24 protein-coding genes and 1 tRNA gene are annotated in these 25,913 nt (G+C 65.6%); 15 read left to right on the forward strand and 10 right to left on the reverse strand.

Annotation, left to right across the window (positions count from 1 at the left end):
* Nucleotide 1: 1 nt before the first annotated feature.
* The 3 genes from EN786_RS02365 (at nucleotide 2) to EN786_RS02375 (ending at nucleotide 2,937) form a co-directional block, all read left to right on the forward strand.
* Complete coding sequence (locus tag EN786_RS02365; protein WP_127285387.1) at nucleotides 2-901, forward strand: LysR family transcriptional regulator; 900 nt, start codon at nucleotides 2-4, stop codon at nucleotides 899-901.
* An 88-nt stretch (nucleotides 902-989) separates the two neighbouring features.
* Entirely contained in the window at nucleotides 990-1,658 is a 669-nt protein-coding gene (locus EN786_RS02370) for a DUF1007 family protein (RefSeq protein ID WP_127285386.1), read from the forward strand.
* A 103-nt stretch (nucleotides 1,659-1,761) separates the two neighbouring features.
* Complete coding sequence (locus tag EN786_RS02375) at nucleotides 1,762-2,937, forward strand: nickel/cobalt transporter (RefSeq protein WP_246688714.1); 1,176 nt, start codon at nucleotides 1,762-1,764, stop codon at nucleotides 2,935-2,937.
* A 7-nt stretch (nucleotides 2,938-2,944) separates the two neighbouring features.
* On the opposite strand, the gene denD is transcribed toward EN786_RS02375, so the two are convergent.
* The 4 genes from denD to EN786_RS02395 are packed head-to-tail and all read right to left on the reverse strand — an operon-like array spanning nucleotide 2,945 to nucleotide 5,816.
* A complete protein-coding gene (denD, locus tag EN786_RS02380) occupies nucleotides 2,945-3,922 on the reverse strand; it encodes a D-erythronate dehydrogenase (RefSeq protein ID WP_127285385.1) in 978 nt (325 codons plus the stop codon).
* A 1-nt stretch (nucleotide 3,923) separates the two neighbouring features.
* On the reverse strand, nucleotides 3,924-4,130 hold the full coding sequence (locus EN786_RS02385; protein WP_127285384.1) for a hypothetical protein: 207 nt from the start codon (nucleotides 4,128-4,130) through the stop codon (nucleotides 3,924-3,926).
* Nucleotides 4,130-5,116 (reverse strand): cation diffusion facilitator family transporter, encoded by a 987-nt coding sequence (locus EN786_RS02390; protein ID WP_127285383.1) that lies wholly within the window; start codon nucleotides 5,114-5,116, stop codon nucleotides 4,130-4,132. Before EN786_RS02390 ends, EN786_RS02385 begins: the two co-directional genes overlap by 1 nt.
* Nucleotides 5,117-5,129: 13 nt before the next feature.
* The gene (locus EN786_RS02395; protein ID WP_127285382.1) at nucleotides 5,130-5,816 is read right to left on the reverse strand and encodes a GNAT family protein; all 687 of its coding nucleotides are present in this window, start codon (nucleotides 5,814-5,816) and stop codon (nucleotides 5,130-5,132) included.
* 83 nt (nucleotides 5,817-5,899) lie between these two features.
* Between EN786_RS02395 and EN786_RS02400 the strand changes: the two genes are divergently transcribed.
* Nucleotides 5,900-7,084, forward strand: a complete 1,185-nt coding sequence (locus EN786_RS02400) for a pyridoxal phosphate-dependent aminotransferase (RefSeq protein WP_135907951.1) — start codon at nucleotides 5,900-5,902, stop codon at nucleotides 7,082-7,084.
* Nucleotides 7,085-7,113: 29 nt separating this feature from the next.
* On the opposite strand, the gene EN786_RS02405 is transcribed toward EN786_RS02400, so the two are convergent.
* Together EN786_RS02405 and EN786_RS02410 are read right to left on the reverse strand one after the other, a co-directional pair.
* The gene (locus EN786_RS02405; protein WP_127311958.1) at nucleotides 7,114-7,866 is read right to left on the reverse strand and encodes an SDR family oxidoreductase; all 753 of its coding nucleotides are present in this window, start codon (nucleotides 7,864-7,866) and stop codon (nucleotides 7,114-7,116) included.
* A 231-nt stretch (nucleotides 7,867-8,097) separates the two neighbouring features.
* The gene (locus EN786_RS02410; protein ID WP_127285380.1) at nucleotides 8,098-8,841 is read right to left on the reverse strand and encodes a tellurite resistance TerB family protein; all 744 of its coding nucleotides are present in this window, start codon (nucleotides 8,839-8,841) and stop codon (nucleotides 8,098-8,100) included.
* Nucleotides 8,842-9,042: 201 nt separating this feature from the next.
* Between EN786_RS02410 and EN786_RS02415 the strand changes: the two genes are divergently transcribed.
* On the forward strand, nucleotides 9,043-9,405 hold the full coding sequence (locus tag EN786_RS02415; protein ID WP_127311956.1) for a nuclear transport factor 2 family protein: 363 nt from the start codon (nucleotides 9,043-9,045) through the stop codon (nucleotides 9,403-9,405).
* A 23-nt stretch (nucleotides 9,406-9,428) separates the two neighbouring features.
* Here EN786_RS02415 and EN786_RS02420 read toward each other — a convergent pair whose 3' ends face one another.
* Nucleotides 9,429-10,358, reverse strand: coding sequence for a rhodanese-related sulfurtransferase (locus EN786_RS02420; protein ID WP_127393550.1), 930 nt, complete (start codon nucleotides 10,356-10,358; stop codon nucleotides 9,429-9,431).
* A 171-nt stretch (nucleotides 10,359-10,529) separates the two neighbouring features.
* On the opposite strand from EN786_RS02420, the gene EN786_RS02425 reads away from it, so the two are divergent.
* Nucleotides 10,530-11,168 (forward strand): 2-dehydro-3-deoxy-phosphogluconate aldolase, encoded by a 639-nt coding sequence (locus EN786_RS02425; RefSeq protein WP_127311727.1) that lies wholly within the window; start codon nucleotides 10,530-10,532, stop codon nucleotides 11,166-11,168.
* Nucleotides 11,169-11,277: 109 nt separating this feature from the next.
* On the opposite strand, the gene EN786_RS02430 is transcribed toward EN786_RS02425, so the two are convergent.
* The 3 genes from EN786_RS02430 to EN786_RS02440 form a co-directional block, all read right to left on the reverse strand.
* A tRNA-Gln gene (locus tag EN786_RS02430) sits at nucleotides 11,278-11,351 on the reverse strand.
* 136 nt (nucleotides 11,352-11,487) lie between these two features.
* A complete protein-coding gene (locus EN786_RS02435) occupies nucleotides 11,488-13,347 on the reverse strand; it encodes a DUF882 domain-containing protein (RefSeq protein ID WP_127311726.1) in 1,860 nt (619 codons plus the stop codon).
* 391 nt (nucleotides 13,348-13,738) lie between these two features.
* On the reverse strand, nucleotides 13,739-15,265 hold the full coding sequence (locus EN786_RS02440; protein WP_127286201.1) for a sigma-54 dependent transcriptional regulator: 1,527 nt from the start codon (nucleotides 15,263-15,265) through the stop codon (nucleotides 13,739-13,741).
* A gap of 141 nt (nucleotides 15,266-15,406) precedes the next feature.
* Here EN786_RS02440 and EN786_RS02445 point away from each other — a divergent pair, with 141 nt between their 5' ends.
* The 9 genes from EN786_RS02445 (at nucleotide 15,407) to EN786_RS02485 (ending at nucleotide 25,811) form a co-directional block, all read left to right on the forward strand.
* Nucleotides 15,407-17,245 (forward strand): M3 family oligoendopeptidase, encoded by a 1,839-nt coding sequence (locus EN786_RS02445; protein WP_189340655.1) that lies wholly within the window; start codon nucleotides 15,407-15,409, stop codon nucleotides 17,243-17,245.
* Between the two features lie 355 nt (nucleotides 17,246-17,600).
* Nucleotides 17,601-18,389: a proton-conducting membrane transporter gene (locus EN786_RS02450; RefSeq protein ID WP_127311591.1), complete on the forward strand. Its 789-nt coding sequence runs from the start codon at nucleotides 17,601-17,603 to the stop codon at nucleotides 18,387-18,389.
* A gap of 162 nt (nucleotides 18,390-18,551) precedes the next feature.
* Entirely contained in the window at nucleotides 18,552-19,697 is a 1,146-nt protein-coding gene (locus EN786_RS02455) for an aminodeoxychorismate synthase component I (protein ID WP_127311592.1), read from the forward strand.
* Complete coding sequence (locus EN786_RS02460) at nucleotides 19,646-20,308, forward strand: aminotransferase class IV family protein (protein ID WP_135907952.1); 663 nt, start codon at nucleotides 19,646-19,648, stop codon at nucleotides 20,306-20,308. Before EN786_RS02455 ends, EN786_RS02460 begins: the two co-directional genes overlap by 52 nt.
* A 19-nt stretch (nucleotides 20,309-20,327) precedes the next feature.
* Nucleotides 20,328-20,615 carry a YciI family protein gene (locus EN786_RS02465; protein ID WP_127311933.1) on the forward strand — a complete coding sequence of 96 codons (288 nt, stop codon included), beginning with the start codon at nucleotides 20,328-20,330 and terminating at the stop codon, nucleotides 20,613-20,615.
* A complete protein-coding gene (locus tag EN786_RS02470) occupies nucleotides 20,612-21,538 on the forward strand; it encodes a DUF3445 domain-containing protein (protein WP_127311932.1) in 927 nt (308 codons plus the stop codon). The genes EN786_RS02465 and EN786_RS02470 overlap by 4 nt, the downstream gene beginning before the upstream one ends.
* 132 nt (nucleotides 21,539-21,670) lie before the next feature.
* Nucleotides 21,671-23,116: a homospermidine synthase gene (locus tag EN786_RS02475; RefSeq protein WP_127311931.1), complete on the forward strand. Its 1,446-nt coding sequence runs from the start codon at nucleotides 21,671-21,673 to the stop codon at nucleotides 23,114-23,116.
* 171 nt (nucleotides 23,117-23,287) lie between these two features.
* On the forward strand, nucleotides 23,288-23,662 hold the full coding sequence (locus EN786_RS02480; protein WP_127284911.1) for a hypothetical protein: 375 nt from the start codon (nucleotides 23,288-23,290) through the stop codon (nucleotides 23,660-23,662).
* Between the two features lie 166 nt (nucleotides 23,663-23,828).
* The gene (locus EN786_RS02485; RefSeq protein ID WP_127311677.1) at nucleotides 23,829-25,811 is read left to right on the forward strand and encodes a bifunctional UDP-sugar hydrolase/5'-nucleotidase; all 1,983 of its coding nucleotides are present in this window, start codon (nucleotides 23,829-23,831) and stop codon (nucleotides 25,809-25,811) included.
* The last annotated feature ends 102 nt before the right edge of the window (nucleotides 25,812-25,913 follow it).

The raw sequence follows: 25,913 nt of genomic DNA on the forward strand, positions 1-25,913 counted from the left end.
CATGGACACGTTGACCCGCATGCGCGCCTTCATCGACGTCGTCGAGGCCGAAGGCTTTTCGGCCGCCGCGCGCAAGATCGGCCGCTCCAAGGCGCTGCTGTCGAAATATGTGCGCGAGCTGGAGGACGAGCTCGGCGCCTTGCTCCTGAACCGCACTACCAGGCAGTTCTCGATGACCGAGGCCGGCCATACCTATTACAGGCGCGCCTCCGAGATCGTGCGCGAGGTCGACAGCCTGGCCGATGCGGTGCGCGAATCCTCCGGCGATGTGCGCGGCCGCATCAAGCTTTCGGCGGCGCGTACCTTCGCCGACGCGCCGATCGGCCAGTCGCTGATCGACTTCGCCAAGGAGCATCCCGACATCGTGCTCGACATCCATCTCGATGACCGTTTCGTCGACCTGGTCGAGGAGGGCTTCGACCTCGCCGTGCGCATCTCCAGGCTGGAGAACTCCTCGCTGATCGCGAGGCGCCTTGCGCCCTTTTCGGTCAGGCTGTGCGCATCTCCGGACCTAATCGCCAAGCACGGCATGCCGATGCGTCCGCAGGACCTCGCCCGCATCCCCTGCATCATCGACACCAATGGCCGCTGGCTGACCAACTGGCCGTTCAAGGGCGACGCCGGCGAGACGATGAGCGTGTCGGTATCCGGCCCGATCGAGGTCAACAGCCCGATGACCGCGCGGGCTGCCGCCGTTGCCGGCCTTGGCTTCACCATGCTGCCCGATTTCATCGCCATCCCCGAGATCGAGAGCGGCCGTCTGGTGACGGCATTGGACGACCGCCTGCTCTCCGGCAGCGGCATCTTCGCCGTCTATCCGCACCGGCGCTATCTGCCGGCAAAGGTGCGCGTCTTCGTCGATTTCCTGGTGCAGTGGTTCAAGACGCGAGAAAGCGCCTGACACGCCGGCAGCCGACGCGGTCCCAATTTCGCCCCCTTTTTGGTAACTCTCGGGCAACCATCCAAAGCCACGGAATCGCCATCCGCAAATGCACCTGAAACGGCAAGCAATCATGCTGTCTTCCGCCTTGGCGGCGACGTTCGCGGCGGTCGGACCGGCCGAGGTGCATCCCCACGTCTTCGCCGAAGCGCGACTCGACGTCATCCTCAGCGAGGATCACCAAAGTGTGAAGGCGTTGCGCCATCTCTGGCGTTTCGACGACCTGTTTTCGAGTACGGTGATGATGGAGTTCGACAAGAACTCCGACCTGAAGCTTGACGACAAGGAGCTGAAGGAAGTGGCCGACACCGTCCATTCCTCGCTGGCGGAGTTCAACTATTTCCAGCTCGTCACCCAGGACGGCAAGGATGTGGCGATGACCCCGCCGCCGCACCTGATGGCCAATTTCGACAATGACCAGCTGATCATCCTGTTCGAATCCGAACCGAAGGCCCCGATCAAGCTCACCGGCAAGATCGACATCGGCGTCTATGACCCGACCTTCTACACCGCGATCGACTTCACCGACGATTCGAACCTGACCGTCGAGGGCCTGCCCTCGACCTGCACCAGGAAGGTCGTCCGCCCCGACCCGGACGAGGCGATCGCCCAGAACCAGAAGACCCTGACGGAAGCCTTCTTCAACGATCCGACAGGCACCGACATGAGCAAGATCTTCGCCACCAAGCTCGAACTGAACTGCCCGCCGGAAGGATAGATCGGTGATGAAACCGTCGCTGCGCGCAAGCAGGTACCGCAAAAGTGTCCTGCGGTTTTGCGATCGGAACCTGCGGCAAACAAGGGAATCTAGGCGGATATTCGTGGGATACCCCACGAATATCCGCTTGGCGCTCGGCCTTGCGGCCGCCACCCTGGTGATAATCCATCTGCCGGGCGTCGCCCATGCGCAGAGCTCGCTCGGCATCGGCACCAATGACGGCATGGCGCCCACCGCCAGCGGTCCGTTCGCCCATATCCTGATGTGGATCAACCTGCGCCAGCAGGAATTCTACCATGCGCTGGCTAGCGCGATGAAGGCGATGCGCCAGGACGGCAGCAAGCTGTGGCTGCTGATCGGCCTCTCCTTCGCCTATGGCATCTTCCACGCCGCCGGCCCCGGACACGGCAAGGCGGTGATCTCGTCCTACATGGTGGCCAATGAGGTGGCGCTGAAGCGCGGCATCATGCTGTCCTTCGTCTCGGCGCTGCTGCAGGGGCTGACGGCGGTCGTGGTCATGATGCTCGCCTATTTCGTGCTGCGCGGCACCGCGGTGTCGATGACCGACGCGGCATGGTTCCTGGAAATCTCGAGCTACGTGCTGGTCACCCTGTTCGGCGCCTGGCTGCTCTGTCGCAAGGCGGGTCCCGCCATCCGCCGCCTGTTCGGCGCCGACACGGCCTACAGCCTCTCGGCGGCCCATGCCGGTCACTCGCATGCAGGACACTCGGATGCCGGCCATTCGCACGCAGGGCATTCACATGCGGGTCATTCGCACGCCGCGCTTCACACGCACGACCAGGACGACCACGCGGCCCACCATTCGCACGCGCATGGCCACGGCGCGCACGATCACGCGCACGATCACCACCATCATGACCACGCCGACGGCGAAGTGTGCGAGACCTGCGGCCATTCGCACGCTCCCGATCCGGCGCTGCTGTCGGGCGACCATTTCGACTGGCGGACGGCGTGGTCGGCGGTGGCCGCCGTCGGCATCCGCCCCTGCTCCGGTGCGCTGATCGTGCTGAGCTTTGCCCTGCTCAACGGGCTCTGGCTGGGCGGCCTGCTGTCGGTGCTCGCCATGTCGATCGGCACCGCGATCACCGTCTCTGCCCTGGCGACGCTTGCGGTGACCGCCAAGAACTGGGCGGTCTATTTCGCCGGCGACGGTCGCATGGGCAACCGCATCCATTCCTTCGTCGAGATCGGCGGCGCGGCGTTCATCTTCGTGGTCGGACTGCTGCTGCTGTCGGCCGGCCTGACCGGCGGCGTCTGACGCCGAATCAACCCGCCAATTTGTTACCCAGCTCGTCCTCGATATGGGCGCGGATGATCTCGTCGAAACTCGTCTCGGCGGCGAACCCAAGTTCCCTTGAGCGCTTCGCCTCGAACCGTGTCGGCCAGCCTTTGACGATCGCCCAGATGGTGTCGTCGGGCTGCTCGCGGATCAGCTTCGCCACATCTGAACCGGCGACCCGTTCCAGCGCCTCGATCTGCTCGCCGACGGTGACGGCGACGCCGGGCATTGTGAGGTTGCGGCGCGGCCCGACGGCGGCGCCGTCGATCTCCGCCGCGTGGATCAGGAAGTTCACCGCCGAGCGCGGGCTGGCGTGGCTATGCAGCACCGAGCGCGGCACCGGCAGGATCGCCTCCTGGCCGGCGAGCGGCTCCCGGATGATGCCGGAGAAGAACCCCGAGGCCGCCTTGTTCGGCTTGCCTGGCCGCACGCAGATGGTCGGCAGCCTGATGCCGATGCCATCGAAGAAGCCGCGCCGCGTATAGTCGGCGAGCAGCGCCTCGCTCATCTGTTTCTGCGTGCCGTAGGAGGTCAGCGGCGTCGGGTGGAATTCGTCCGGGATGACATCCGGGAACGGCGCGCCGAACACCGCGATCGACGAGGTGAAGACGAGGCGCGGCGCAAACCCCGCCAGACGCACGGCGTCGAACAGCGCGCGCGTGCCGTCGAGATTGACCCGGTAGCCGAGGTCGAAATTGGCTTCCGCCTCGCCCGACACGATGCCGGCCAGATGGAAGATCACGTCCGGCTGCGCCGCGAGCAGGCTTGCCGTGGCGCCCGGCGCGGCAAGGTCGCCGGTGTGGAGGGAGACATCGACCCCCGGCATGGCGGGCGCTTCAGGCGCCACGATATCGTGCAGCTCGAGCGCACTGATCTTGCGGCCGCGCAGCTGCCCGTCCTTGGCCAGCCGGGCAATCAGCTTGCGGCCGACCATGCCGGCGGCGCCCGTAATCAACACGCGCATCTCAAGGATCCTTCTTGCGCTGGCTGCGGCCACGCAGCCAGAAGACCACGAAAATCGCCACCATGAAGACGGCCGCGATGGCGGCGGCCAGGATGGTCGAGACGCTGCCGGCTGCCAGCATCACCCGCGGCAGGAAATAGGCGGCGATGCCGAACAGGAGCAGCACCCAGAACGCGCCAAGCGCCGCATTGCGTGTATCGCGATCCATCAGTGATAGTGACCGCGATGCGGCGCCGCATGATGCGCGTGATCACGGTCGTGATCGTGATCGTCATCATCGTCGGCGCAATGCCCGAATTCCGGTTCGACGGTGGCATGGCTGATGCCGTGCTCGGCGGCGAGCCGCTTCTTGATGGCGCTGACCGCGCTGTGCGCGTCGACCCCGTCATTCAGGCAGGCGTGCAGCGTCGCCATGTTGCTCGAACCGTCGAGCGACCAGACATGCATGTGGTGCACCTCGCGCACGCCCTTGACCGCGACCTCCAGATCCTTGGCGATCACGTCGCGGTCGAGGCTCGCCGGCACGCCTTCGAGCAACACATGGGCGGCCTCGCGCATCAGCGACCACGCCGTCCACAGGATCAGCAGCGAGACCAGAACCGACAGGATCGGATCGATCGGCGTCCAGCCCGTCGCCAGGATGACCAGGGCCGCCGCGATGGCCGCGGCCGAGCCGAGCAGGTCGCCCAGCACATGCAGGATGGCGCCGCGCATGTTGAGGCTTTCGCGGTCGCCGCCATGCAGCACGAAGAAAGAGGCGATGTTGACCAGCAGGCCGGCGGTCGCGACCACCAGCATCGGCCCGCCGAGCACCGGCGCCGGCGCCATCAGGCGGCCCCAGGCTTCGTAGACGATCCACAGCGCGATGGCGAAGATGGCGATGCCGTTGGTGTAGGCGACCAGCGTCTTGACCCGGCCGAACCCGTAGGTCAGGCGAACCGTGGCCGGGCGGCCGGCGAGATGGAAGGCATACCACGCGAGCCCGAGCGCGATCGCATCGGCAAGCATGTGGCCGGCATCGGCAAGCAGCGCCAGCGATCCCGTCAGCAGGCCGCCGAGAGCCTCCGCGACCATGAAGCCGGCGGTCAGGCAGGCGGCGATCAGCACCCGCTTCTTGTCGGTCGAGCCATGCACATGGCCCGCGCCATGGCTGTGGCCATGCCCTCCAGGCCCATGATCGTGGCTGTGCGCCATCGCGGAACTCCTGCTACGCGCCGGACGCGGCGCGGAAATCCTCGAGCCGCCGCTTCTGGCGGCCTTCATCGTCGAAATTGGCCGGATCGAGCCATGCCTCGTAGGCTTCGCGCAGCGCCGGCCATTCCTTGTCGATGATCGAGTACCACGCGGTATCGCGGTTTTCTCCCTTGACCACAAGGTGCTGGCGGAAAATGCCCTCGAACTTGAAGCCGAAACGCTCGGCGGCGCGCTTCGACGGCTCGTTGCGGTTGTTGCATTTCCATTCGTAGCGGCGATAGCCGAGATCGTCGAAGATGTATTTCATGAACAGGAACTGCGCCTCGGTCGCCGCCGGCTTGCGCGAGATCAGCGGCCCCCAATAGATGTTGCCGATCTCGATCACGCCATAGGCAGGGTCGATGCGCATCAGCGTCTGCCGCCCGGCGACCTTGCCGCTCGCCTTGTCGATGACGGCGAAGAACAGCGGATCCTCGCTGGCCTCGACCTTGTCCAGCCACGGCTGGAAAGCGTCGCGGGTTTCCGGCGGATAGTCGGGCAGCCAGGCGAAGCGGCCACCGATATCGGACACCGAAGAGGCCTCGTAGAGGCCGTCGCCGTGCTTTGCGGCGCTCAGCGGTTCGAGCCTGGCATGGCGCCCTTCCAGCACCTTGCGCTCGGGGCGCGGGCGCGGCTGCCAATCCTTGAGATTTTCCGACACCGAAAACTCCAATCCGTTTGACTTTTGCCGAAGGACGCTCACAAAAACGCTCGCCCACAGTAAGAACCACAGGAACGGGAAAAATGCTCCACACGATCGCGGCTTTCGACCGGCTCGGCGAGGAAAATGCCTTCGCGGTGCTGGCGCGCGCCACCGCACTTGCCCATCAGGGCCACGACATCGTCAATCTCGGCATCGGCCAGCCGGACTTCAAGACGCCGCAGCACATCGTCGAGGCGGCGATCAAGGCGCTGCGCGACGGCCACCATGGCTATACGCCGGCCAACGGCCTGCTGGCGACGCGCGAGGCGGTCGTGCGCCGCACGCTGACCACCACTGGTGTCGAGGTCTCACCGGAGAACGTGATGATCCTGCCCGGCGGCAAGCCGACCATGTTCGCGGCGATCCTGATGTTCGGCGAGCCGGGCGCCGAGATCCTGTATCCGGATCCCGGCTTTCCGATCTATCGCTCGATGATCGAGTTCACCGGCGCCGCCCCGGTGCCGGTGCCGATCCGCGAGGAAAACGGCTTCGCCTTCTCTGCCGACGAGACGCTGGCGCTGATCACCCCGAAGACCAGGCTGCTGATCCTCAACTCGCCCGCCAACCCGACCGGCGGCGTCACCCCGCGCGCCGAGATCGAGAGACTGGTCAAGGGGCTGGAGGCGCATCCGCATGTCGCCATCCTCTCCGACGAGATCTACGACGTCATGACCTATGACGGCGAGACGCATTTTTCGCTGCTCAACTTCCCGCAGATCCACGACCGGCTGATCGTGCTCAACGGCTGGTCGAAGACCTGGGCGATGACCGGCTGGCGCATGGGCTGGTCGATCTGGCCGAACGGCGACAAGGGCGCGCATCTCTACGACAAGGTGCGCAAGCTGGCGGTCAATTGCTGGTCCTGCGTCAACGCGCCGAGCCAGTATGCCGGCATCGCCGCGATCGACGGCCCGCAGGACGATGTCGAAAAGATGATGCGCGCCTTCGACAACCGCAGGAAGATCGTGGTCGAGGGGCTGAACGCGCTGCCGGGCATTTCCTGCATCACGCCGAAGGGCGCCTTCTATGCCTTCCCCAATGTCTCGAAGACCGGCTGGAAGGCCAAGAAGCTCGCCTCGGCACTGCTCGAGGACGCCGGCGTGGCGCTGATCGGCGGTCCCGATTTCGGCATTCTCGGCGAAGGCTATATCAGGCTCTCCTACGCCAATTCCGAGGAGAACATCTTGCGCGCGCTGGAGCGGCTCGAGACCTTCCTGAAGAAGTGACCTCGCTTCCCTCGCGGGAAGGTCGGGCGCTACCCGCGCCCGACGAACGGCATCTTCGTCGCCATCACCGTCATGAACAGCACGTTGGCGTCGAGCGGCAGGCTGGCCATGTGGACGACGGCGTCGGCGACGCGCTCGACATCCATCACCGCCTCGGCGGCGATCGAACCGTTGGCCTGCGGCACGCCGACCGTCATTGGCTGCGCCATCTCGGTCAGCGCATTGCCGATGTCGATCTGGCCGCAAGCGATGTCGTAGGGCCGGCCGTCGAGCGCCAGCGTCTTGGTCAGCCCGGTGATGGCGTGCTTGGTCGCCGTGTAGGGCACCGAGCCAGGACGCGGCGCATAGGCCGACACTGAGCCGTTGTTGATGATGCGGCCGCCCATAGGCTTTTGCCGGCGCATGGCGCCGAAGGCGGCGCGGGCGCACAGGAACGAGCCGGTGAGGTTGACGCCGACGATATCGTTCCAGACCTCGACCGGGATCTCGTCGATCGGCGTCGACTTGTAGCCCATGCCGGCATTGTTGAAGAGCAGGTCGACGCGGCCGAAGGCTTCGACCACCGTTTCGAACAGATCGTCGACCTGATCGGCCTTGCTGATGTCGCAGGCAACCGCCAGCGCCTTGGCCTCGGTCTTGCCGGCCTCGGCGATCGCTTCCTCCAGCACCGCTTTGCGGCGTCCGCAGAACACCGTGTTCCAGCCGTTCCTGAGCAGCGCCGTGGCGACGCGCTTGCCGATGCCTGTGCCGGCGCCGGTAACGATGGCGGTTTTCTCTGTCATGGCAGTCATCGGTGTCCTCCGGTCATCGCTGCAACTTGGCATCGCAAATGACGCAAGCGATGGCAAGCCAACTGTCAGCCATCAGGCCCGACAAAAAGGGCGGTCATTGGCGACCGCCCTGATCTGAACCGGGCTTGGGAGGAGGAAAAGCCGGTCCGACTGCTTAGAATGATGCGCTTCCTCGGTTAACGAGACGTTACCGTGCGCGGCGTCGGCTGTTCCGCCTCCGCCTCACCAGCGTGGATTGGGCGAGGTTCCGGGCTTGTCGGAAACCGGCACCTTGGCCGCCGACACCGTCGCCTCGACGTGGTCGACCAGCGCGTCCGGCAGGCCGAGACGGCCAGCAAGCAGGTCGAGATAGCCGCGTTCGGCGCGCGTGTCGGGATCGATGGTAAGGCGCGAGGCCGTATAGAGTTCGAGCTTCTGCGCGTCGGTCTGGGCGCCGGCGACCAGCGTATCCAGGTCGAGCGGGCTCTCCAGCTCCGCCATCAGGAATTGTTCCGCCTCGGTGCCGATGCCGGCGAGCTGCAGCTTGCCGGCGATCTTCTGGCGCTCCTCGTCATCGACATGGCCGTCGGCCTTCGCCGCCGAGATCATCGCCCGCACCAGCGTCAGCGTGAACTCCTCCTCGCCTTGCGGGGCCTGCGAGGGGTGGAAGGCGGTATCCTTGGGCGGCGGCAAGAGTTCGGGCTCGCCGGCAGCCGGCGTCTCGGCCGGCGCGTTGCCGGCCTTGTAGTTCTGGTAGGCCTTGTAGGCGAGGCCGCCGATCGCGGCCAGCCCGCCGAGCTTGATGGCGGTGCCCGTCACCTGCCGGCCGGTTCCCGTTCCAAGCAGCACCGCGGCCAGCGCGCCGGCGGCCAGCGGATTGTCCTTGGCCATCTGCACGGCCTGGCCGGCCTTGTCGCGGACGGTGCCGCTGGTGCCGGGAACCTGCGAGCCGAGCAGATCGTCGAGAAGCTTCTTGGGATCGAACATCAATGCCTCCAGAATTGGGCCCGCGCCGAAACATGGACGAGCAGGTTTGGACGTCGCAGACGTAGGTCCCGCATGCTGACATTACAATGACGGGCAGGCGCTTTGCGACAAATGCGGGCGCGCCTCGAAGTTGGAACCGATGTGTCGAAACCGGCCTCGGTCTGGCCTAGTCTGGGTTCTGTCGAGGAGAGGAGCCTTGCAATGGCCAATGAGCAGGACCGCCAGCCGGCGCGTGATCCGCAGGACCTGGAACGTCTTTTGATCGCCCGGCAATGGGCCGGCGACATCGACGGCATGGTGGCGCTGTTCGCGCCCGACGCCGTCATCGACAGCGGCGAGAAGGATCTAACGCGTGGCCGCGAGGCCATCCGCGCGCTGTTCGCCGAGATCATCGCGACGGGGCGAAAATTCCAGCGCGGCGAACAGCGGCCCGCGGCGATCAATGGCGACCTGGCGCTCACCTCGACCCGGCTTCCCGACGGCACCATCACCACCGAGGTCGCCCGCCGGCAAGCGGATGGCACGTGGCTGTGGGTCATCGACCGCTACTCCGTCGCGTGGTGATGCGACGAAGGTCGGCAGCGGTGCTAGCTGCCGATATGCGGGCCTTTGCCTCGCGCGGTGGCCAGTTCGACCTGTCGCTGGCGTTCGGTGTAGCGGGCGCGATCCTCGTCGGAGCGGACCTCGTGGCAATGCGGGCAGGACACGCCGGCCGCATAGCGCGGCGACAGCCGGTCCTCGACCGTCAGCGGATGCCGGCAAGCGCGGCAGAGTTCGGCCTCGCCTTCGGCAAGGCCATGCGACACCGACACACGTTCGTCGAAGACGAAGCATTCGCCTTGCCACAGGCTCTCTTCGGCGGGCACCTGTTCCAGATATTTGAGGATGCCGCCCTTCAGATGGAACACATCCTCGAAGCCGAGCGACTTCACATAGGCCGTCGCCTTCTCGCAGCGTATGCCGCCGGTGCAGAACATCGCCACCTTGCGGCCTTCGAGTTGGTCGCGATGCCGCTCGACCCAGGCCGGGAATTCGCGGAAGCTTGCGGTCGCCGGATCGACCGCGCCCCTGAAGGTGCCGATCGACACTTCATAGGCATTGCGGGTGTCGATGACGATGGTGTTCTCGTCCGAGATCAGTGCATTCCAGTCGGCGGGCGCGACATAGGTGCCGGCGCTGGTCGCCGGATCGAGATCCTCGACGCCCATGGTGACGATCTCGCGCTTCAGCCGAACCTTCATGCGGTGGAACGGCATGTCGGCGGCGGCGCTGTATTTGACCTCGAGGCCGGCGAGGCCTTCGATGGAGTTCAGATGGTCGACCAGCGCGGCGATGTCGGCCTCGCTGCCGGCAACCGTGCCGTTGATGCCCTCATGCGCAAGCAGCAGCGTGCCCTTGATGCCGCGCCCGCAGCAGAACGCCGCGAGCGGCGCGCGCAGCGCCTCGAAGCCGTCGAGCCGGGCAAATTTGTACAGCGCGGCGACGCGCACAGAATTGGTTCGGGTGGAAATTGTCATCGCCATGCCACTAAACCGTGGTGAAAGCCGATTCAAGGCGGAGCCGGCCAGCCGCCATCCGGGGAAGCGGCGCCGCCGGTACGTGACATCGCGACACGCCTCGTTTCGTGGACTCGGGATACCCCTTCTGCTAATCGGTTGAAATCGATCGATACCGGAGAGACCAAGCGAATGCCCAGCAAGACCGAGAAGCTCCTGTCGCTCCTCAATGGCCAGCCGGTCATACCGGTGCTCAAGATCGCCAATGTCGCCGATGCGGTGCCGCTAGCCCGCGCGCTCGCCCGTGGCGGCCTGCCGGCGATCGAGATCACGCTGCGCACCTCCGATGCGCTGGAAGCGATCCGGCGCGTCGCCGGCGAGGTCGAGGACGCCATCGTCGGCGCCGGCACCATTCTCGACGCCGGGCAGTTCGACGAGGCAGCACGCGCCGGCTCGAAATTCATCGTCAGCCCCGGCATCACCAGCCAGCTCCTGGCGGCGGCGAAGGACAGCGAGGTGCCGCTTTTGCCGGGCGCCATCACGCCCGGCGAGATCATGGCTGCCCGCGAGGCCGGCTTGCGCTTCCTGAAATTCTTCCCGGCCGAGCAATCTGGGGGCATTGCCTCGCTGAAGGCCTTCGCCTCGCCGCTCGCCGACGTGAAGTTCTGCCCGACCGGCGGCATCAGCGCCAAGAACGCCGCCGACTATCTCGCCCTGCCCAACGTCGTCTGCGTCGGCGGATCCTGGGTAGCGCCGGACGACATGGTCAAGGCCGGCAAGTGGGACGAGATCGAGGCCCTGGCCCGCGCGGCGAGCCAGCTCAAGAAGTAGCGTCCGGGACACGAAAGACCCGGCCGGCTACCGACCGGGCCAGTTGCCTGGAATGCAATCAGCGCGCGATGCGCAGGCCCGAGCCGGTTGCTGACGGGTCGGCAGCCGCTGGTTCCCGCTCATGGATTCGAACCACGATTCACGCCTTCAAAGGGCGCTGTCCTACCGTTAGACGAAGCGGGAAAGCAGGCGTCACGTCGTTAGCATCCCGGCCCCGCCGAAGCCAGCGCCGACCCGAACGGCGCCGCGGATTGCCTGCCTCAAAAGCAAAAGCCGCGCGGGTCGCCCGGCGCGGCTTTGCGATTGTCTGGCCTGTCGCCTACTTGGTCTGGAAACGGGCGACCGAGAGGAACTTCACGGCATTGCCGGTGAACCGGTTGGCATCCGCCATCTGGTTGTCGGCCTGGAAGCCCGCCGTATAGACCTCGCTCGGCGGCGTATGCACGATGTTGTAGGCATAGCGCGGCGCCGTCGTGGCGCCGGAGACCGTGGCGACGTATTCGCCGCTGTTCAGTGCCCAGCGCGCGGCCTGCGGGGCAGCGGCAACCACCATTGCCTTCGGCCCAGGCTTCAGGTCGCGGGCGCTGGCCCTGGCTTCCTTGCGCGTCGTCTTCACGCCGGCACCGATTGCCAGCGCCGGATCGGAACCGGCCGGGCGGCTGGCGATGGCGTCGCGCGGCGAGGCCGCATCGACGCCGGACGGATCGTTGAATGCCGAGCGCGGCTCGAGCGAGGCGACCTGATAGTCGCCACTCGCGACACTGGCCTCGCTCGTGGCGTTGGCCTCGTCTAGAACGGCCTTGACTTCATCCGGCTTGACCTCGTCCGCCTTGGCCTCATCCGGACGCGCGCTGGGCAGGACCGAGAACGCATCGGTCGCGGTCTTGTTGTGCTGGGCGGTGTCGGCCAGCGCCAGCAGCACGCTCTTGTCCTGCGCTGCGAGATCGGCCGGCAACGAACGGTCAGGACGCCATGTCGGTAGCGGGATGTTGTTGACCGCGACCTGCGCTGGATCTGCGGCAGCAGTCGCGGCATCCGCAGCAGTCGGATTGGTCATGCCGAAAGGCACGCTGACCGGCGCATGCGCAGTCGCCACCCCCTGCTCGGTCGTCGTCGAGGCGTCGGCCACGCCGAACGGCACGTTCTCAGGCGCCTGCTGGCCGACATCGGTCTTCGGACGCGGCGCGAAGTCCGGCAGCGGGACCTCCTTTGGCGGCAGCGCCGCGATGATCGTCTCCGGCGTGTCCTGCTCAGGTTCCGAATCGGCCGAATTGTCGTCGGCGATCTGTGGAATGTTGGCGCGCTGCGCGTCCTTGGGTGACACGATCGCGATGCCAGGCAGGTTGCTGCTCTTGGCCGCCACCGCCGGTTTCACGCTCTTCGGCTTGGGCGCAGGCGCGGCAGTCGCGACATCGGCGCTGTCGTCCGCCTCGTCGTCGCCGCCGCCAAACCAGGCAGCAAGCAGCCCGCCGGACCGCTTGGTCGAACCGCCGGCGCTGGCCAGTTCGATGTTGGGGGTGCCGGCGCCCTTACGGGCTTTGTAGGCGGCCAAAGCCTGTTCGTAGCCCGGCAGCGGCCTGCCGTCGCTCGGCACGTGCAGCGTCTTGCCGTTCGGGAAGACCCCGACCAGTTCCTGGCGGCTGATGCCCGGCCAGTGGCGCACATTGCCGACATCCATATGCACGAACGGAGAGCCCGACGACGGATAGTAGCCGACGCCGCCGCCCTGCATCTTGAGACCGATGTTGCGCAGCTTCTTCAGCGGCACGCCGGGGATATAGAAATCCATCGCCTTGCCGAGCATGTGCTGGCTCTTCTCGGCGACACCCCGGCTGCGGCTGCGCAGCATCGAGTTCGTCGCCGGCGAGCGATAGCCGCAGACGACCTGGATGTAGTCGGTGGCGCCGCTCTGCCGATAGGCTTCCCAGACCAGGTCGAGCAGCCGCGGATCCATCTTGGTCGGTTCGTTGCGGCGCCAGTCACGCAGGATGATGTTGATCTTGCGCAGGCCCTCGGGATCGTAGCGCCCATTGCGCTTGTAGACGATCTCGGCCTTTTCGTGCGTGTGCAGGTGATAGAGCTTCAGCGAACGAACTTCGGCGCTGGCGCCGGTCACGGCCGCGGCGAGGAAACCAAGCGCAACAATCACAGCAGCCAGCCATCTCGGCCAGACGCTCATGTGATAATGCCGCCCGTCTGTGTGTCGTTCGACTTGGTTCAAATCAAATGGCCTTGCAGGCTGCCGTTTGTCCCCGGATTTGCCCAAACGGATGTGTTGTTCTCACATCCGAATATCGATCCTAATGGTTAATCATCGCTTATTGAAGCCGAAATGCGGTAACACCGTGGCGATATCCCGTCAAAAATGTTGCACTGCGTTTCTTGGTAAATTGCTGGTTTAGATCATTTTTCCGCCTTTGGCCGAAACACAATCTGTTACCGCGGGCCTCAATTGCGTGATCGCAGCCATAATCGAGTCGCTGCGGCGCCGCCGGCGCCGCGATCAATGCCGAGCGGGCCCGCACCAGGGGACGGAACTGGTCCGGAGCTTGCGAACAGGGCTCGGCGGGTCAGGATGCAAGGCGCTCGATGCGGCCGCTTTCCGGGTCGATGCCGTATTCCTTGAGCTTCCTGTAGAGGGTCGAACGGCCGATGCCGAGACGGCGCGCGACCTCGCTCATCTGGCCATTGTAATGGTCGATGGCGAGCTTGATCATTTCCAGTTCGACTTCGGCCAGAGCGCGTACATTGCCGCGCTCGTCCAGTGCCCGCAGCGTCCCGAAGCGCGGCTGCAGCCTTGCCGGCGGATCGGGCTCGGCCACGACCACCCCCGGCTCGCCGGCCACGTCGTCGTCACCGTTCAGCTCAGGCGCTGGCGCGGCAAATTCGACATCGAGCTTGACCGTGCCTTCCAGCTGCGCGCGGATCTGCGGAAACTCCTCTTCCGTCAGCAGCTCGCTTTCGGCCAGCACGGAGGCCCTGAAGACGGCGTTCTCCAGCTGCCTGATGTTGCCCGGCCAGTCATAGGCCTGCAGCATGGCGAGCGCCCTGGCCGAGATGCCTTGCGGACGGTGACGCGGATCGGCAGGCGCCACCTTCTCCATGAAATGCCTGACCAGATAGGGAATGTCGTCGCGGCGGTCGCGCAGCGGCGGCACGAAGATCGGATAGACGTTGAGCCGGTAGAACAGATCCTCGCGGAAACGGCCGTCCTTGACCTGCTGCAGGAGATTGCGATGCGTCGCCGAGATCAGCCTGATGTCGACCTTGACCGTCGAACGGCCGCCGACCGGATCGACCTCGCCCTCTTGCACCGCACGCAACAGCTTGACCTGGACGTCGAGCGGCAGGTCGCCGATCTCGTCGAGGAACAGCGTGCCCGAATGCGCCTCGACGAATTTGCCGGTGTGCTTGTCGGTGGCGCCGGTGAACGAGCCCTTTTCGTGGCCGAACAGGATCGATTCGACGAGATTGTCGGGGATGGCGCCGCAATTGACGGTGACGAACGGTTTCGAGCGGCGGTCGCCGCTGCCCTGGATGGCGCGCGCCACCAGCTCCTTGCCGACGCCCGATTCGCCCTCGATCAGGATCGGGATGTTGGACGCCGCCGCCTTCTGGCCGAGTCGGATCACCCGGTCCATCGCCGGGCTGTGGGTGATCAGGTCCTTGAAGGTCAGGTGGCCGCCGCGCCGCCTGGACGTGCGCTTCATCTCGTCTTCGACCGCCTCGACCTTCAGCGCGTTGGAGATCGCGGTCTGCAGCCTGTCGGGGGAGGCCGGCTTGACGACGAAATCGAAGGCGCCGTGGCGCATCGCCGATACGACGGTCTCGATGCCGCCCTGCGCGGTCTGCACGATGACCGGAACGTGGATGCCGCGCTCGCGCATCGCCTTCAGGACGCCGATGCCGTCGAGGCCGGGCATGACGAGGTCGAGAATGACCACCGACACATCGCGCGCGCCGGGTCCGTCGAGAGCCCCGAGGCCGGCCTCGCCGCCGTCGGTGACGATCGCGCCGTGGCCGAATTTCGTCACTGCCGCCTCGAGCAGCCTGCGCTGCACGGGATCGTCATCGACTATGAGTATGGAACCTGTCATGACTGCGTTGATGCCTGGCCCGAGAAATCCCCATGGATCATCTTGGCACAGGGTTCTAAATAAGGTTTCAAAAAACCCGGTGAACGAATTCCTTAGGATTTGACCGGCTTCTCTCTTTCCCCAGCTTCTGGAAGGTATTTGATGCGCATGGTTTCTGATGGGCAGCTCGCGGCGGTAGCGTCCGGTCACGGCGCGGCGGAGCTCGGCGACCTGCCGGAATGGAACCTCGCCGACCTCTATTCCGGCATGCAAGCGGCCGAGCTGAAGCGCGACATCGCCAAGGCGGCGCAGGATGCGATCAGCTTCGAGACGCGCTGGAAAGGCACGCTTGCCGCCGAGGCCGAGCGCGGCGCCGCCGGCCGCCTGGGCGAAGCGTTGCGCGCCTATGAGGCGCTGGAGGAGTTGATCGGCCGCATCGTCTCCTATGCCGGGCTGGTCTATGCCGGCAACACCGCCGACCCGCAGCGCGCCAAGCTCTATGGCGATATCCAGGAGAAGATGACCGACGCCAGCGCGCATCTTCTGTTTTTTGCACTCGAACTCAATCTGATCGACGACGCGGTGATCGAGGGCGCGCTCGCCGCCGACGCGGGCTTTGCCCACTATCGGCCTTGGGTGCTCGACCTCAGGAAGGACAAGCCCTACCAGCTCGAGGATCGGGTCGAGCAGCTTTTCCATGAAAAGTCGATCACCGGACGCGGCGCCTGGAACCGGCTGTTCGACGAGACGATGACCGATCTGCGCTTCGACGTCGGCGGCGAGGAGCTGGCGCTGGAACCGGCGCTGAACCGCTTGCAGGACGCCGACGGCGAAGTGCGCCGCCAGGCGTCAGAGGCGCTGGCCGCGACCTTCCGCAAGAATCTGCGCACCTTCACGCTGATCACCAACACGCTGGCCAAGGACAAGGAGATTTCCGACCGCTGGCGCGGCTTCGAGGACATCGCCGATTCACGCCACCTCGCCAATCGCGTCGAGCGCAGTGTGGTCGACGCCCTGGCCGCCGCCGTGCGCGAGGCCTATCCGCGCCTGTCGCATCGCTACTATGCGATGAAGGCGCGCTGGCTCGGCATGCAAGTGATGAACCACTGGGATCGCAACGCGCCCTTGCCCGAGACCCCGCAGGCGGTCATCCGCTGGGACGATGCCAGGGACACGGTGCTGTCGGCCTATCAGCGCTTCTCGCCCGACATGGCCGAAATCGCCCGCACCTTCTTCGACCGCAACTGGATCGACGCGCCGGTGCGGCCCGGCAAGTCGCCCGGCGCCTTCGCCCATCCGACCGTGCCGTCTGCGCATCCCTATGTGCTGCTCAACTACATGGGCAAGCCGCGCGACGTGATGACGCTCGCGCATGAGCTCGGCCATGGCGTGCATCAGGTGCTGGCAGGCGGCCAGGGTGCGCTGATGGCCTCGACGCCGCTGACGCTGGCCGAAACGGCCTCCGTCTTCGGCGAGATGCTGACCTTCCGCTCGTTGCTCGACCAGACCACCGACCGGCGCGAGCGCAAGGCCATGCTCGCCCAGAAGGTCGAGGACATGATCAACACCGTGGTGCGCCAGATCGCTTTCTACGAATTCGAGCGCAAGGTGCATGCCGAGCGCAAGAACGGCGAGCTGACCTCTGACCGGCTCGGCCAGTTCTGGCTGGAGGTGCAGGCCGAGAGCCTCGGCCCGGCGATCAAGCTGCGCGACGGCTACGAAGTGTTCTGGACCTATATCCCGCACTTCATCCATTCACCCTTCTATGTCTACGCCTATGCCTTCGGCGATTGCCTCGTGAACTCGCTCTACGCGGTCTACCAGAATGCCGAGCGCGGCTTTCAGGAGAAGTATTTCGAGATGCTGCGCGCCGGCGGCACCAAGCATCATTCCGAGCTGCTGGCGCCCTTCGGTCTCGACGCCACCAACCCTGCCTTCTGGCAGATCGGGCTGGGTGTGATCGGCGGCCTGATCGACGAGCTGGAAGCGCTGGACAAGTGAAGGGTGGCCCTGCCGCTGAGCGTCGCCAGAATAGTTTAGACGGAACGCAGTTGGGACTGGCCTATTCTTGGCATAAATATTTGTTCTTGAATGACTCTCCGGGGAATTTTTTCCGTTAGCTTTCCACAAGCCGTATGGTAGCGTCCGGCCTCAAGCTCAGCCGGAGCTCAGGCAAGGGACAATCTCGGCCGGTGGCGACCTTCGGCGAATGCGATGCGGCCGTTGGCCATGGCGAAGAGCCGATCGCCGACAGCTCGATTGAAGCCGGCTGTTCCGCCTGGCGGAACCATCGAACGGTCTTGCGCCAAGGTCGTCACTCCAGGCCACGGCAGACGGATCGGACTGGAGAGAGAGAATGAGCACTTTTTTCTACATGCTCCTGGCGTTCATCGTGGGTGTTGTGGCCGGCTGGTTCATCTGGGGCCGCCTGGGCGGCGAGCTCGACGGCCTGCGCGGTGATCTGGAGCGCACGCGCAGCGAGCGCGACAAGGTGCGTGCCGATGCCGACCGGCTGACCGGCGAGCTCGATGCTTGCGGCCGTGCCCGCGCCGATCTCGAGCGCCGGCTGCGCGAAGCGCCGGCTGGATCCGGCGCGGCGAAGGCCTCCGCCCCAGCACCCGCGGCGCTGATCTCGACGCCGGCTTCGGCCAAGCCTGCTGCCGCCAAGCCTGCTCCGGCCAAGCCGGCTTCGGCCAAGCCCGCAGCCGCCAGGCCGGCCGCTGCCAAATCTGCCGCTGCAAGGCCGGCGGCAACCAAGCCTGCCGCCGCAAAGCCTGCGGCATCAAAGACGGCCGCCGCGCCTAAGGCCGCGGCCCCCAACGCGGTGGCAAAGACAGCCGCGCCTGCACCGGCCCAGTCAGCGCCGGCAGCAGACAAGCCGGCGACAGGGACGGCCGACAATTTGCGCCGGCTGATCGGTATCGGCCCGGTCAATGAAAAGCTGCTCAAGGGCCTTGGGGTCACAAGTTACGCCCAGATCGCCGCCTGGACGGCCGACGACGTCAAGCGCATCGAGGAGGTGCTGAATTTCGACGGACGTATCGCGCGCGAGCAATGGATCGAGCAGGCGAAGCTGCTCGCCGCCGGCGACGAAACGGAATTCGCCCGCCGCTTCCCGACCGCGGGAACCGCAAGCAACACCTGATCGGCTTGCGCTTCCGGCGCATGACAAGCGGCGGTGCGCATGGACACCGCCGCTTTCCTTTGGTCCAGCCGCCTTTGCGGCTCTCGACGCCGCTCCCTCGATTGCGCGCCGCCGCCCCCCCATATAGAGCGATCGCTGCACCACCGACCGAACACTCGAGCCATGTCCCTGCCGTCCGCCATTTTCCGCAACGACGAGAGCGGCCGCCAGCTGGTCTTCGACCGGCCGGCCGAGATCATCGTCGCGCACGGCGCGGACGATTTCCCCGCGGCCCTTGAAGCCGCGCAGGCGGCCTCCGATGCGGGCAAATGGCTGGCCGGCTACTTCTCGTATGAAGCGGGATATCTGCTCGAGCCGAAGCTGGTGCCATTGCTTCCCGAGGGCCGGCGCGCGCCGCTGGTCTGCCTCGGCGTCTTCGACGCTCCTGCCGAACAGGCGGTGCCGCGCCGTCCCGGTCCCGCGACCAACGGCCCGATCTTCGACGCCCATGCCGCCTGGTCGGCGCAAGACTATGCGAAGCGCTTCGCGCGGCTGCACGACCACATCCGCAAGGGCGACTGCTACCAGGGCAATCTGACCTTTCCGGTGCGGGCGCAATGGTCCGGCGATCCGCTCGCCGCCTTCGACGCGCTGACCGAGCGCCAGCCGGTGAAATACGGCGCGCTGATTGCGCTCGGCGATCCGATCGTGCTGTCACGCTCGCCGGAGCTGTTCTTCGAGATCGACGCCGAAGGCATGATCGAGACGCATCCGATGAAGGGCACGGCGCCGCGCGGCGCGACCAAGGCCGAGGACGCGCGCCTGAAATCGTTCCTGCGCAAGGACGAGAAGAATCAGGCCGAGAACCGCATGATCGTCGACCTCTTGCGCAACGACATCTCGCTGATCAGCGAGGTCGGCACGCTCGAGGTGCCGGAGCTGTTCCGCATCGAGACCTATCCGACCGTGCACCAGATGGTCAGCCGCGTGCGGGCGAGACTGCTGCCTGATGTCGGCATCCGCCAGGTTCTTGCGGCGCTGTTTCCCTGCGGCTCGATCACCGGCGCGCCGAAGATCCGCGCCATGGAGATCCTGCACGATCTCGAAGCCGTGCCGCGCGACGTCTATTGCGGCGCCATCGGCTGGATCGCGCCCGGCGGCACGATGCGTTTTTCCGTGGCGATCCGCACCATCTCGCTCTTTTCCAGCGGCGAGGCCGTCTACAATGTCGGCGGCGGCGTCGTCTTCGATTCCACCGCCGAGGAGGAGTACCTGGAGTGTCTCTTGAAAGCGCGCTTCGCGACGGGAACCGTGCCGATTTCGAGCTGATCGAGACCCTGCGCTGGGAGCCGGGTTCCGGCTTCCTGCGCTTCGAGCGCCATCTCGCGCGGCTCTACGCCTCGGCGGCGGAGCTCGGCTTCGCCTGCGATCCGCAACAGGTCGGCGAAGTGCTGATGAACACGGTTGGCCGGCAAACCGTCGCCTTGCGCACCCGCCTCGTGCTGGCGCGCAACGGCGAGGTGACGGCCGCGGCGCAGCCCTTTGAGCCGCTCGCCGCCGACAAGGTCTGGCGGCTGCAATTGGCGCGCGTTCGCCTCGATTCCGGCGATACGCTGCTTCGCCACAAGACCAGCCGCCGCGACACCTACCAGCACGCGCGCGCCGAATATCTCGCCAGCCGCGCCGACGAGGTGCTGCTCGCCAACGAGCGCGGCGAGCTCTGCGAGGGCACGATCACCAATCTCTTCGCCGATTTCGGCGACGGCGTGCTGGCAACGCCCCGGCTCGACTGCGGCCTCTTGCCTGGCGTATTGCGCGGCGAGCTTCTGGATGAAGGCCGCGCCGTCGAAGCGATCTACACCCTTGACGATCTGAAGGCCGCCCGTGCGGTCTACGTCGGCAATTCGCTGCGCGGCCTGATCCCCGCAAAACTGTCCTGACGCAGGCTGGGAGAATGCGATGTTCGTCGTTTCGCTGAACTACAAGGTGCCGCTGACCGAGATTGACCGGCTGGGGCCCGCGCATGTCGAATGGCTGAAAGCCTGCTACGCCGAAGGCATCTTCGTCGCCTCCGGGCCGAAGCGGCCAAGGACCGGCGGCATCATCATCGCGCGTGGTCCGCGTGACGTGCTCGATGCTAGGCTGGCGGACGATCCTTTCGCCAGGGCAGGCGCTGCCGATTACGATGTCACCGAATTCACGGCGAAAATGACCGTCGCCCAGCTGGACGCGTTCAAGGAAGTATGAGCAGGCCCGCCCATACGCCCTATGACGGCTCGTCAAAGCCCTTCACCATCGGGCTCAAGTCGCTCGGCCTCGACCAATGGCTCGATGTCGACGAGAACTTGCCTGCTCACCTCGCCGAGAAGCGCCGGCTCTACGCGGAAATCCCCGAGAAGGTCTTTGTCGAGGAAGACGGCACGCGCGAGGCGCAGCAAGAGGTGCTCGACCTCATCGTCGCCTATCTCGCGGCGAAGCACCCCGGCACCCACCGCGGCATGAGCGCCGGCGTCGAGGTCATCGGCGCCGAGAGCGGCGGCGGTCCGACCGCGGCCTTGCGCGAGGCGCCGCTCGTCAAGGCATCCCTGCTCGTCCAGGAGGATCTGATCCTGATGCGCCGGGACGAAAGCGGCTGGCGGCTGGCCGCCGGCTCGCTCTGCTTTCCCTCATCCTGGTCGCTCACCGAAAAATTCGGCAAGCCGCTACAGCAGATCCATGCGCCGGTGCCCGGCTTCGGACCAGGAACGCGTCCGGCCGACTTGATCAACCGTATGTTCGACGGTCTCCAGGGCCAGGCGGTCGAGCGCTACAACTGGTCGATCCAGGCCGGCGACGCGCTCTATCATCCGCTTTCCAACCTGCAGCGCATAGACCGCGCCACCAATCGGCCCTCGCGCTTTCATGATGGCGACGTCGACGCCCACGCCTTCATCCGCGTCGAGCGCCAGACGCTGCGCAAGCTGCCTGTCTCGCGCGACATCCTGTTCACCATCCGCATCCATCTCGACCCGCTCAAGGTGCTGGCCCGCCATCCCGACAGGGCAACGCTCGCGGCATCCTTCGCCGCGCAGCTTGAGGCGCTCGACGAGGCACAGCTCGACTACAAGGGCCTGACATCCGACCGCAACCGCCTGGTCGCCTTCCTCGCCGATATGGCCAGGGCGGCTTAACCACGCCGCCGGGCTGGCCTGGCCGGCGGTTGGCGCTTTTCGCTGGTTTGTGACAATGATCTGTGGTGTAGCGCTTGACCGTCCGGCGCAATTGCCCTGCTTTTCCCTATGTTTGAAGGAGTGTCTGAAAAAATGGCGAATGAAAACTGGCCCGTTTACGGTGAAATCACCGGTCCCGTCGTGATGATCGGCTTCGGCTCGATCGGACGGGGAACGCTGCCGCTGATCGAACGTCATTTCAAGTTCGACAAGTCGCGCATGACGGTCATCGACCCGCGCGACACCGACCGCAAGCTCCTCGACGAGCGCGGCATCACCTTCGTGCAGGATGCGGTGACCAAGAAGAACTACAAGAAGCTGCTGACGCCGCTTCTGACCAATGGCGGCGGCCAGGGCTTCTGCGTCAACCTGTCGGTCGACACCTCCTCGCTCGAACTGATGAAGCTCTGCCGCAAGCTCGGCGTGCTCTATGTCGACACGGTGGTCGAGCCCTGGCTCGGCTTCTATTTCGACGACAAGGCCGACAATGCCGCGCGCACCAACTACGCACTGCGCGAGAGCGTGCGCGAGGAAATCGCCAGCAACCCCGGCGGCACCACGGCGATCTCCTGCTGCGGCGCCAATCCGGGCATGGTCTCGTGGTTCGTCAAGCAGGCGCTGGTCAACCTCGCCACCGATCTCGGCCTGGAGTTCGCCGAGCCGGCGCAAAACGACCGCGAAGGCTGGGCGAAGCTGATGAAGAAGGCCGGCGTCAAGGGCATCCACATCGCCGAGCGCGACACCCAGCGCACCAAGAAGCCGAAGCCGATGGACGTGTTCTGGAACACCTGGTCGGTCGAAGGCTTCGTCTCGGAGGGTCTGCAACCGGCCGAGCTCGGCTGGGGCACGCATGAGACCTGGATGCCGAAGAACGCAAAAAAGCACAAGCACGGCTCGCAGGCGGCGATCTATCTGGAGCAGCCCGGCGCCAACACTCGCGTGCGCTCGTGGTGCCCCACGCCCGGCGCGCAATATGGCTTCCTGGTGACGCACAACGAGGCGATCTCGATCTCCGACTTCTTCACCTTGCGCGGCAAGAAGGGCAAGGTCCACTATCGCCCGACCTGTCACTATGCCTATCACCCTTGCAACGACGCGGTGCTGTCGCTGCATGAGATGTTCGGCGCCGCCGGCAAGGCGCAGCCTGTCCATCACGTGCTTGACGAGAACGAACTGGTCGACGGCATCGACGAGCTCGGCGTGCTGCTCTACGGCCATGACAGGAATGCCTATTGGTATGGCTCGCAGCTGTCGCTCGCCGAGGCCCGCAAGCTCGCCCCCTACCAGAACGCCACCGGCCTGCAGGTCACCTCGGCGGTGTTGGCCGGCATGGTCTGGGCGCTGGAAAATCCCGAAGCCGGCATCGTCGAGGCGGACGAGATGGACTACAGGCGCTGTCTGGAAGTGCAATCGCCCTATCTCGGACCGGTCAAGGGCTATTACACCGACTGGACGCCGCTCGATCACCGTCCGGGTCTTTTCCCCGAGGATCTCGACAAGAACGACCCGTGGCAATTCCGCAACATCCTGGTGCGATAGCAGCGCCGTCAGCCTATCCGACTGCCTTGCAATCGCCCGGAAATCGGGCGATTGAAGGGGCGCGGCCTGGAGCGACGTGCGTCCGTTTGGAGAGTACGCTCTAGCACTATGAATGTCCGCGCCGTGCTTCGAACCGACTTCGGGCCGACGCGAGAGGAGAGGATTTTGATCATGACCATTGCACGCAAATTGCTTTCGGCGGGCGCAGCGGCAAGCCTGCTGGCCGCTTCCGCCTGCTCCACCGTCGGCCCTTCCGAGCCGCCGATGTCGGCCGGACCGAAAGGCGTCGAAGGCTCCTGGATCGACGCCAAGGGCACCGGTCTGTCGAGCTTCACCGCCGGCGCCTTCACCACCGTCGCCACCGATACCGGCCAGAAGCTCGCCGAAGGCAGCTACACCATGACGGGCGCGACCTCGGTCGAGATCCACGGCACCTCGCTGATCCGCCAGACGCCGGTCAGCTTCAACTGCCTGATGATCTCCACCAGCCAGCTCAACTGCACCAGCGCCAGCGGGCAGAACTTCGTGCTCACGCGTCGCGTCTGAGCCGGTAAGACATCTATCCTGATAGCGGACGGCGGCGCGAGCCCTCGTCCTGATTTCCCCTTGCATCGACCGAAACGCGATGTGAACATGCCTCGAAGCTGGCTGTCGTGCTGCAGTCAAGCGATGGCGCTAGACACCTCTGATGAGGTTCATCCGGGAGAGGAAGATGAAGAAATTTGCCGCTATTGCAGCCCTGTCCGCGTCAGCGCTTGGCCTGTCGGCCGGAGCATCTTTTGCCGACTACACATTGAACATCCTGCATTTCAACGATTGGCACAGCCGCATCGAAGGCAACAACAAATACGAGTCGACCTGCTCCGCCGAGGAGGAGACAAAGGGCGAATGCATCGGCGGTGCCGGCCGGCTGGTCACCGCGATCGCCCAGGAGCGCAAGAAGCTCGAGGGTCAGAACGTGCTGCTGCTCAATGCGGGCGACAGCTTCCAGGGCTCGCTGTTCTACATCACCTACAAGGGTGCCGCGGAGGAGGAATTCCTCAACCAGATCAAGCCGGATGCGGTGACGCTTGGCAACCATGAATTCGACGACGGCGAGACAGCACTTGTGCCCTACCTCGACAAGGCGAAGTTCCCGGTCGTCAGCGCCAATGTCGTGGCCAACGACAAGTCCGGCGCCGCCGGCAAGATCAAGCCATCGATCGTGCTTGAGGTCGGCGGCCAGAAGATCGGCATTGTCGGCGCGGTGACCAACGACACGCCGGAACTCGCCTCGCCCGGCCCGAACATCGCCATCGAGGACGACGTCAAGTCGATCACGGCCGAGGTCGAGAAACTGAAGGCGCAAGGCGTCAACAAGATCATCGCCGTCACCCATATCGGCTACAACCGCGAGCGCGATGTCATCGCCAAGATCCCGGGCATCGATGTCGTGGTCGGCGGCCACAGCCACACGCTTCTGTCCAACACCGATCCGAAGGCGGCCGGCCCCTACCCGACGATGGTCGACAACCCCGACGGCTCCAAGGTGCCGGTGGTGCAGGCGGCCTCCTATTCCAAATATCTCGGCGAGTTCAAGGTCGTGTTCGACGACAACGGCGTCGTCAAGGAAGCGAGCGGCGACCCGATCTTTCTCGACAAGTCGATCACGCCCGATCCGGCCGTGCTCGCCCGCATCAAGGAGCTCGGCGCGCCGATCGAGGAATTGAAGAACAAGGAAGTGGCCGAGACCACCAAGCCGATCGACGGCAGCCGCGACAACTGCCGCGCCCGCGAATGCGAGATGGGCAACCTCGTCTCCGACGCCATTCTCGACCGCGTCAAGGGCCAGGGCGTCGAGATCGTGATCTCGAATGGCGGCGGCCTGCGCGCCTCGATCGACCAGGGCACCGTCACCATGGGCGAGGTGTTGACCGTGCTGCCCTTCCAGAACACGCTGGCGACCTTCCAGATCTCGGGCAAGGACCTCGTCGCCGGGCTGGAAAGCGGCCTCAGCCAGATCGAGGACGGCGCCGGGCGCTTCCCGCAGGTCGCCGGTCTGAAATATTCCTTCGACAAATCGGTCGCGCCCAACGCCGGACGCGTCAAGTCGGTCGAGGTGATGGAAGGCGGCGCCTGGGCGCCGATCAATCCCGACAAGGACTATATGGTCGCCACCAACAACTATGTCCGCCAAGGCGGCGACGGCTACAAGGTCTTCGCCGAGAAGGCCAAGAACGCCTATGATTACGGCCCGGGCCTGGAGCAGGTGGTCGCCGACTATCTCGGCGCGCACCGGCCGTATACACCCAAGCTCGACGGCCGCATTACCGAGATCGCGGCGACCGTCGCGGCGGCGCCCGCCGCCGAACCGGCGAAGCCGGCCGAGGCTGCACCGGCAACGCCAGCTCCAGCAGAACCGGCCAAGCCGGCTGAGGCGGCTCCTGCGGCGGCGCCGGCCCCTGCTCCCGCGGCCGAACCGGCCAAGCCCGCCGAAGCTGCGCCGGCACAGGCAGCGGAACCGGCAAAGCCGGCCGAGGCAGCGCCAGCCGAGGCCAGCCACGTCATCGTCGCCGGCGACACCTTCTGGGATCTGGCCAAGAAGGCCTATGGCGATGGCACCAAGTGGAAGCTGATCTCCGGCGCCAACAAGGGTTTCGAGGCGCACCGGCTGCCGATCGGCGGGACGCTGGCCATCCCGCCCGCCGCCAAATAACTCCTGCCGCGGCAAATCGACGAACCCGTCCGGGCAACCGGGCGGGTTTCTGCTTTCCGGCACGCGTATTAAGGTGCGGCCAGACGCGGCATTGAAAACCGA

It is taken from the genome of Mesorhizobium sp. M4B.F.Ca.ET.143.01.1.1 (assembly GCF_004792275.1).
GTDB classification, from domain to species: domain Bacteria; phylum Pseudomonadota; class Alphaproteobacteria; order Rhizobiales; family Rhizobiaceae; genus Mesorhizobium; species Mesorhizobium abyssinicae.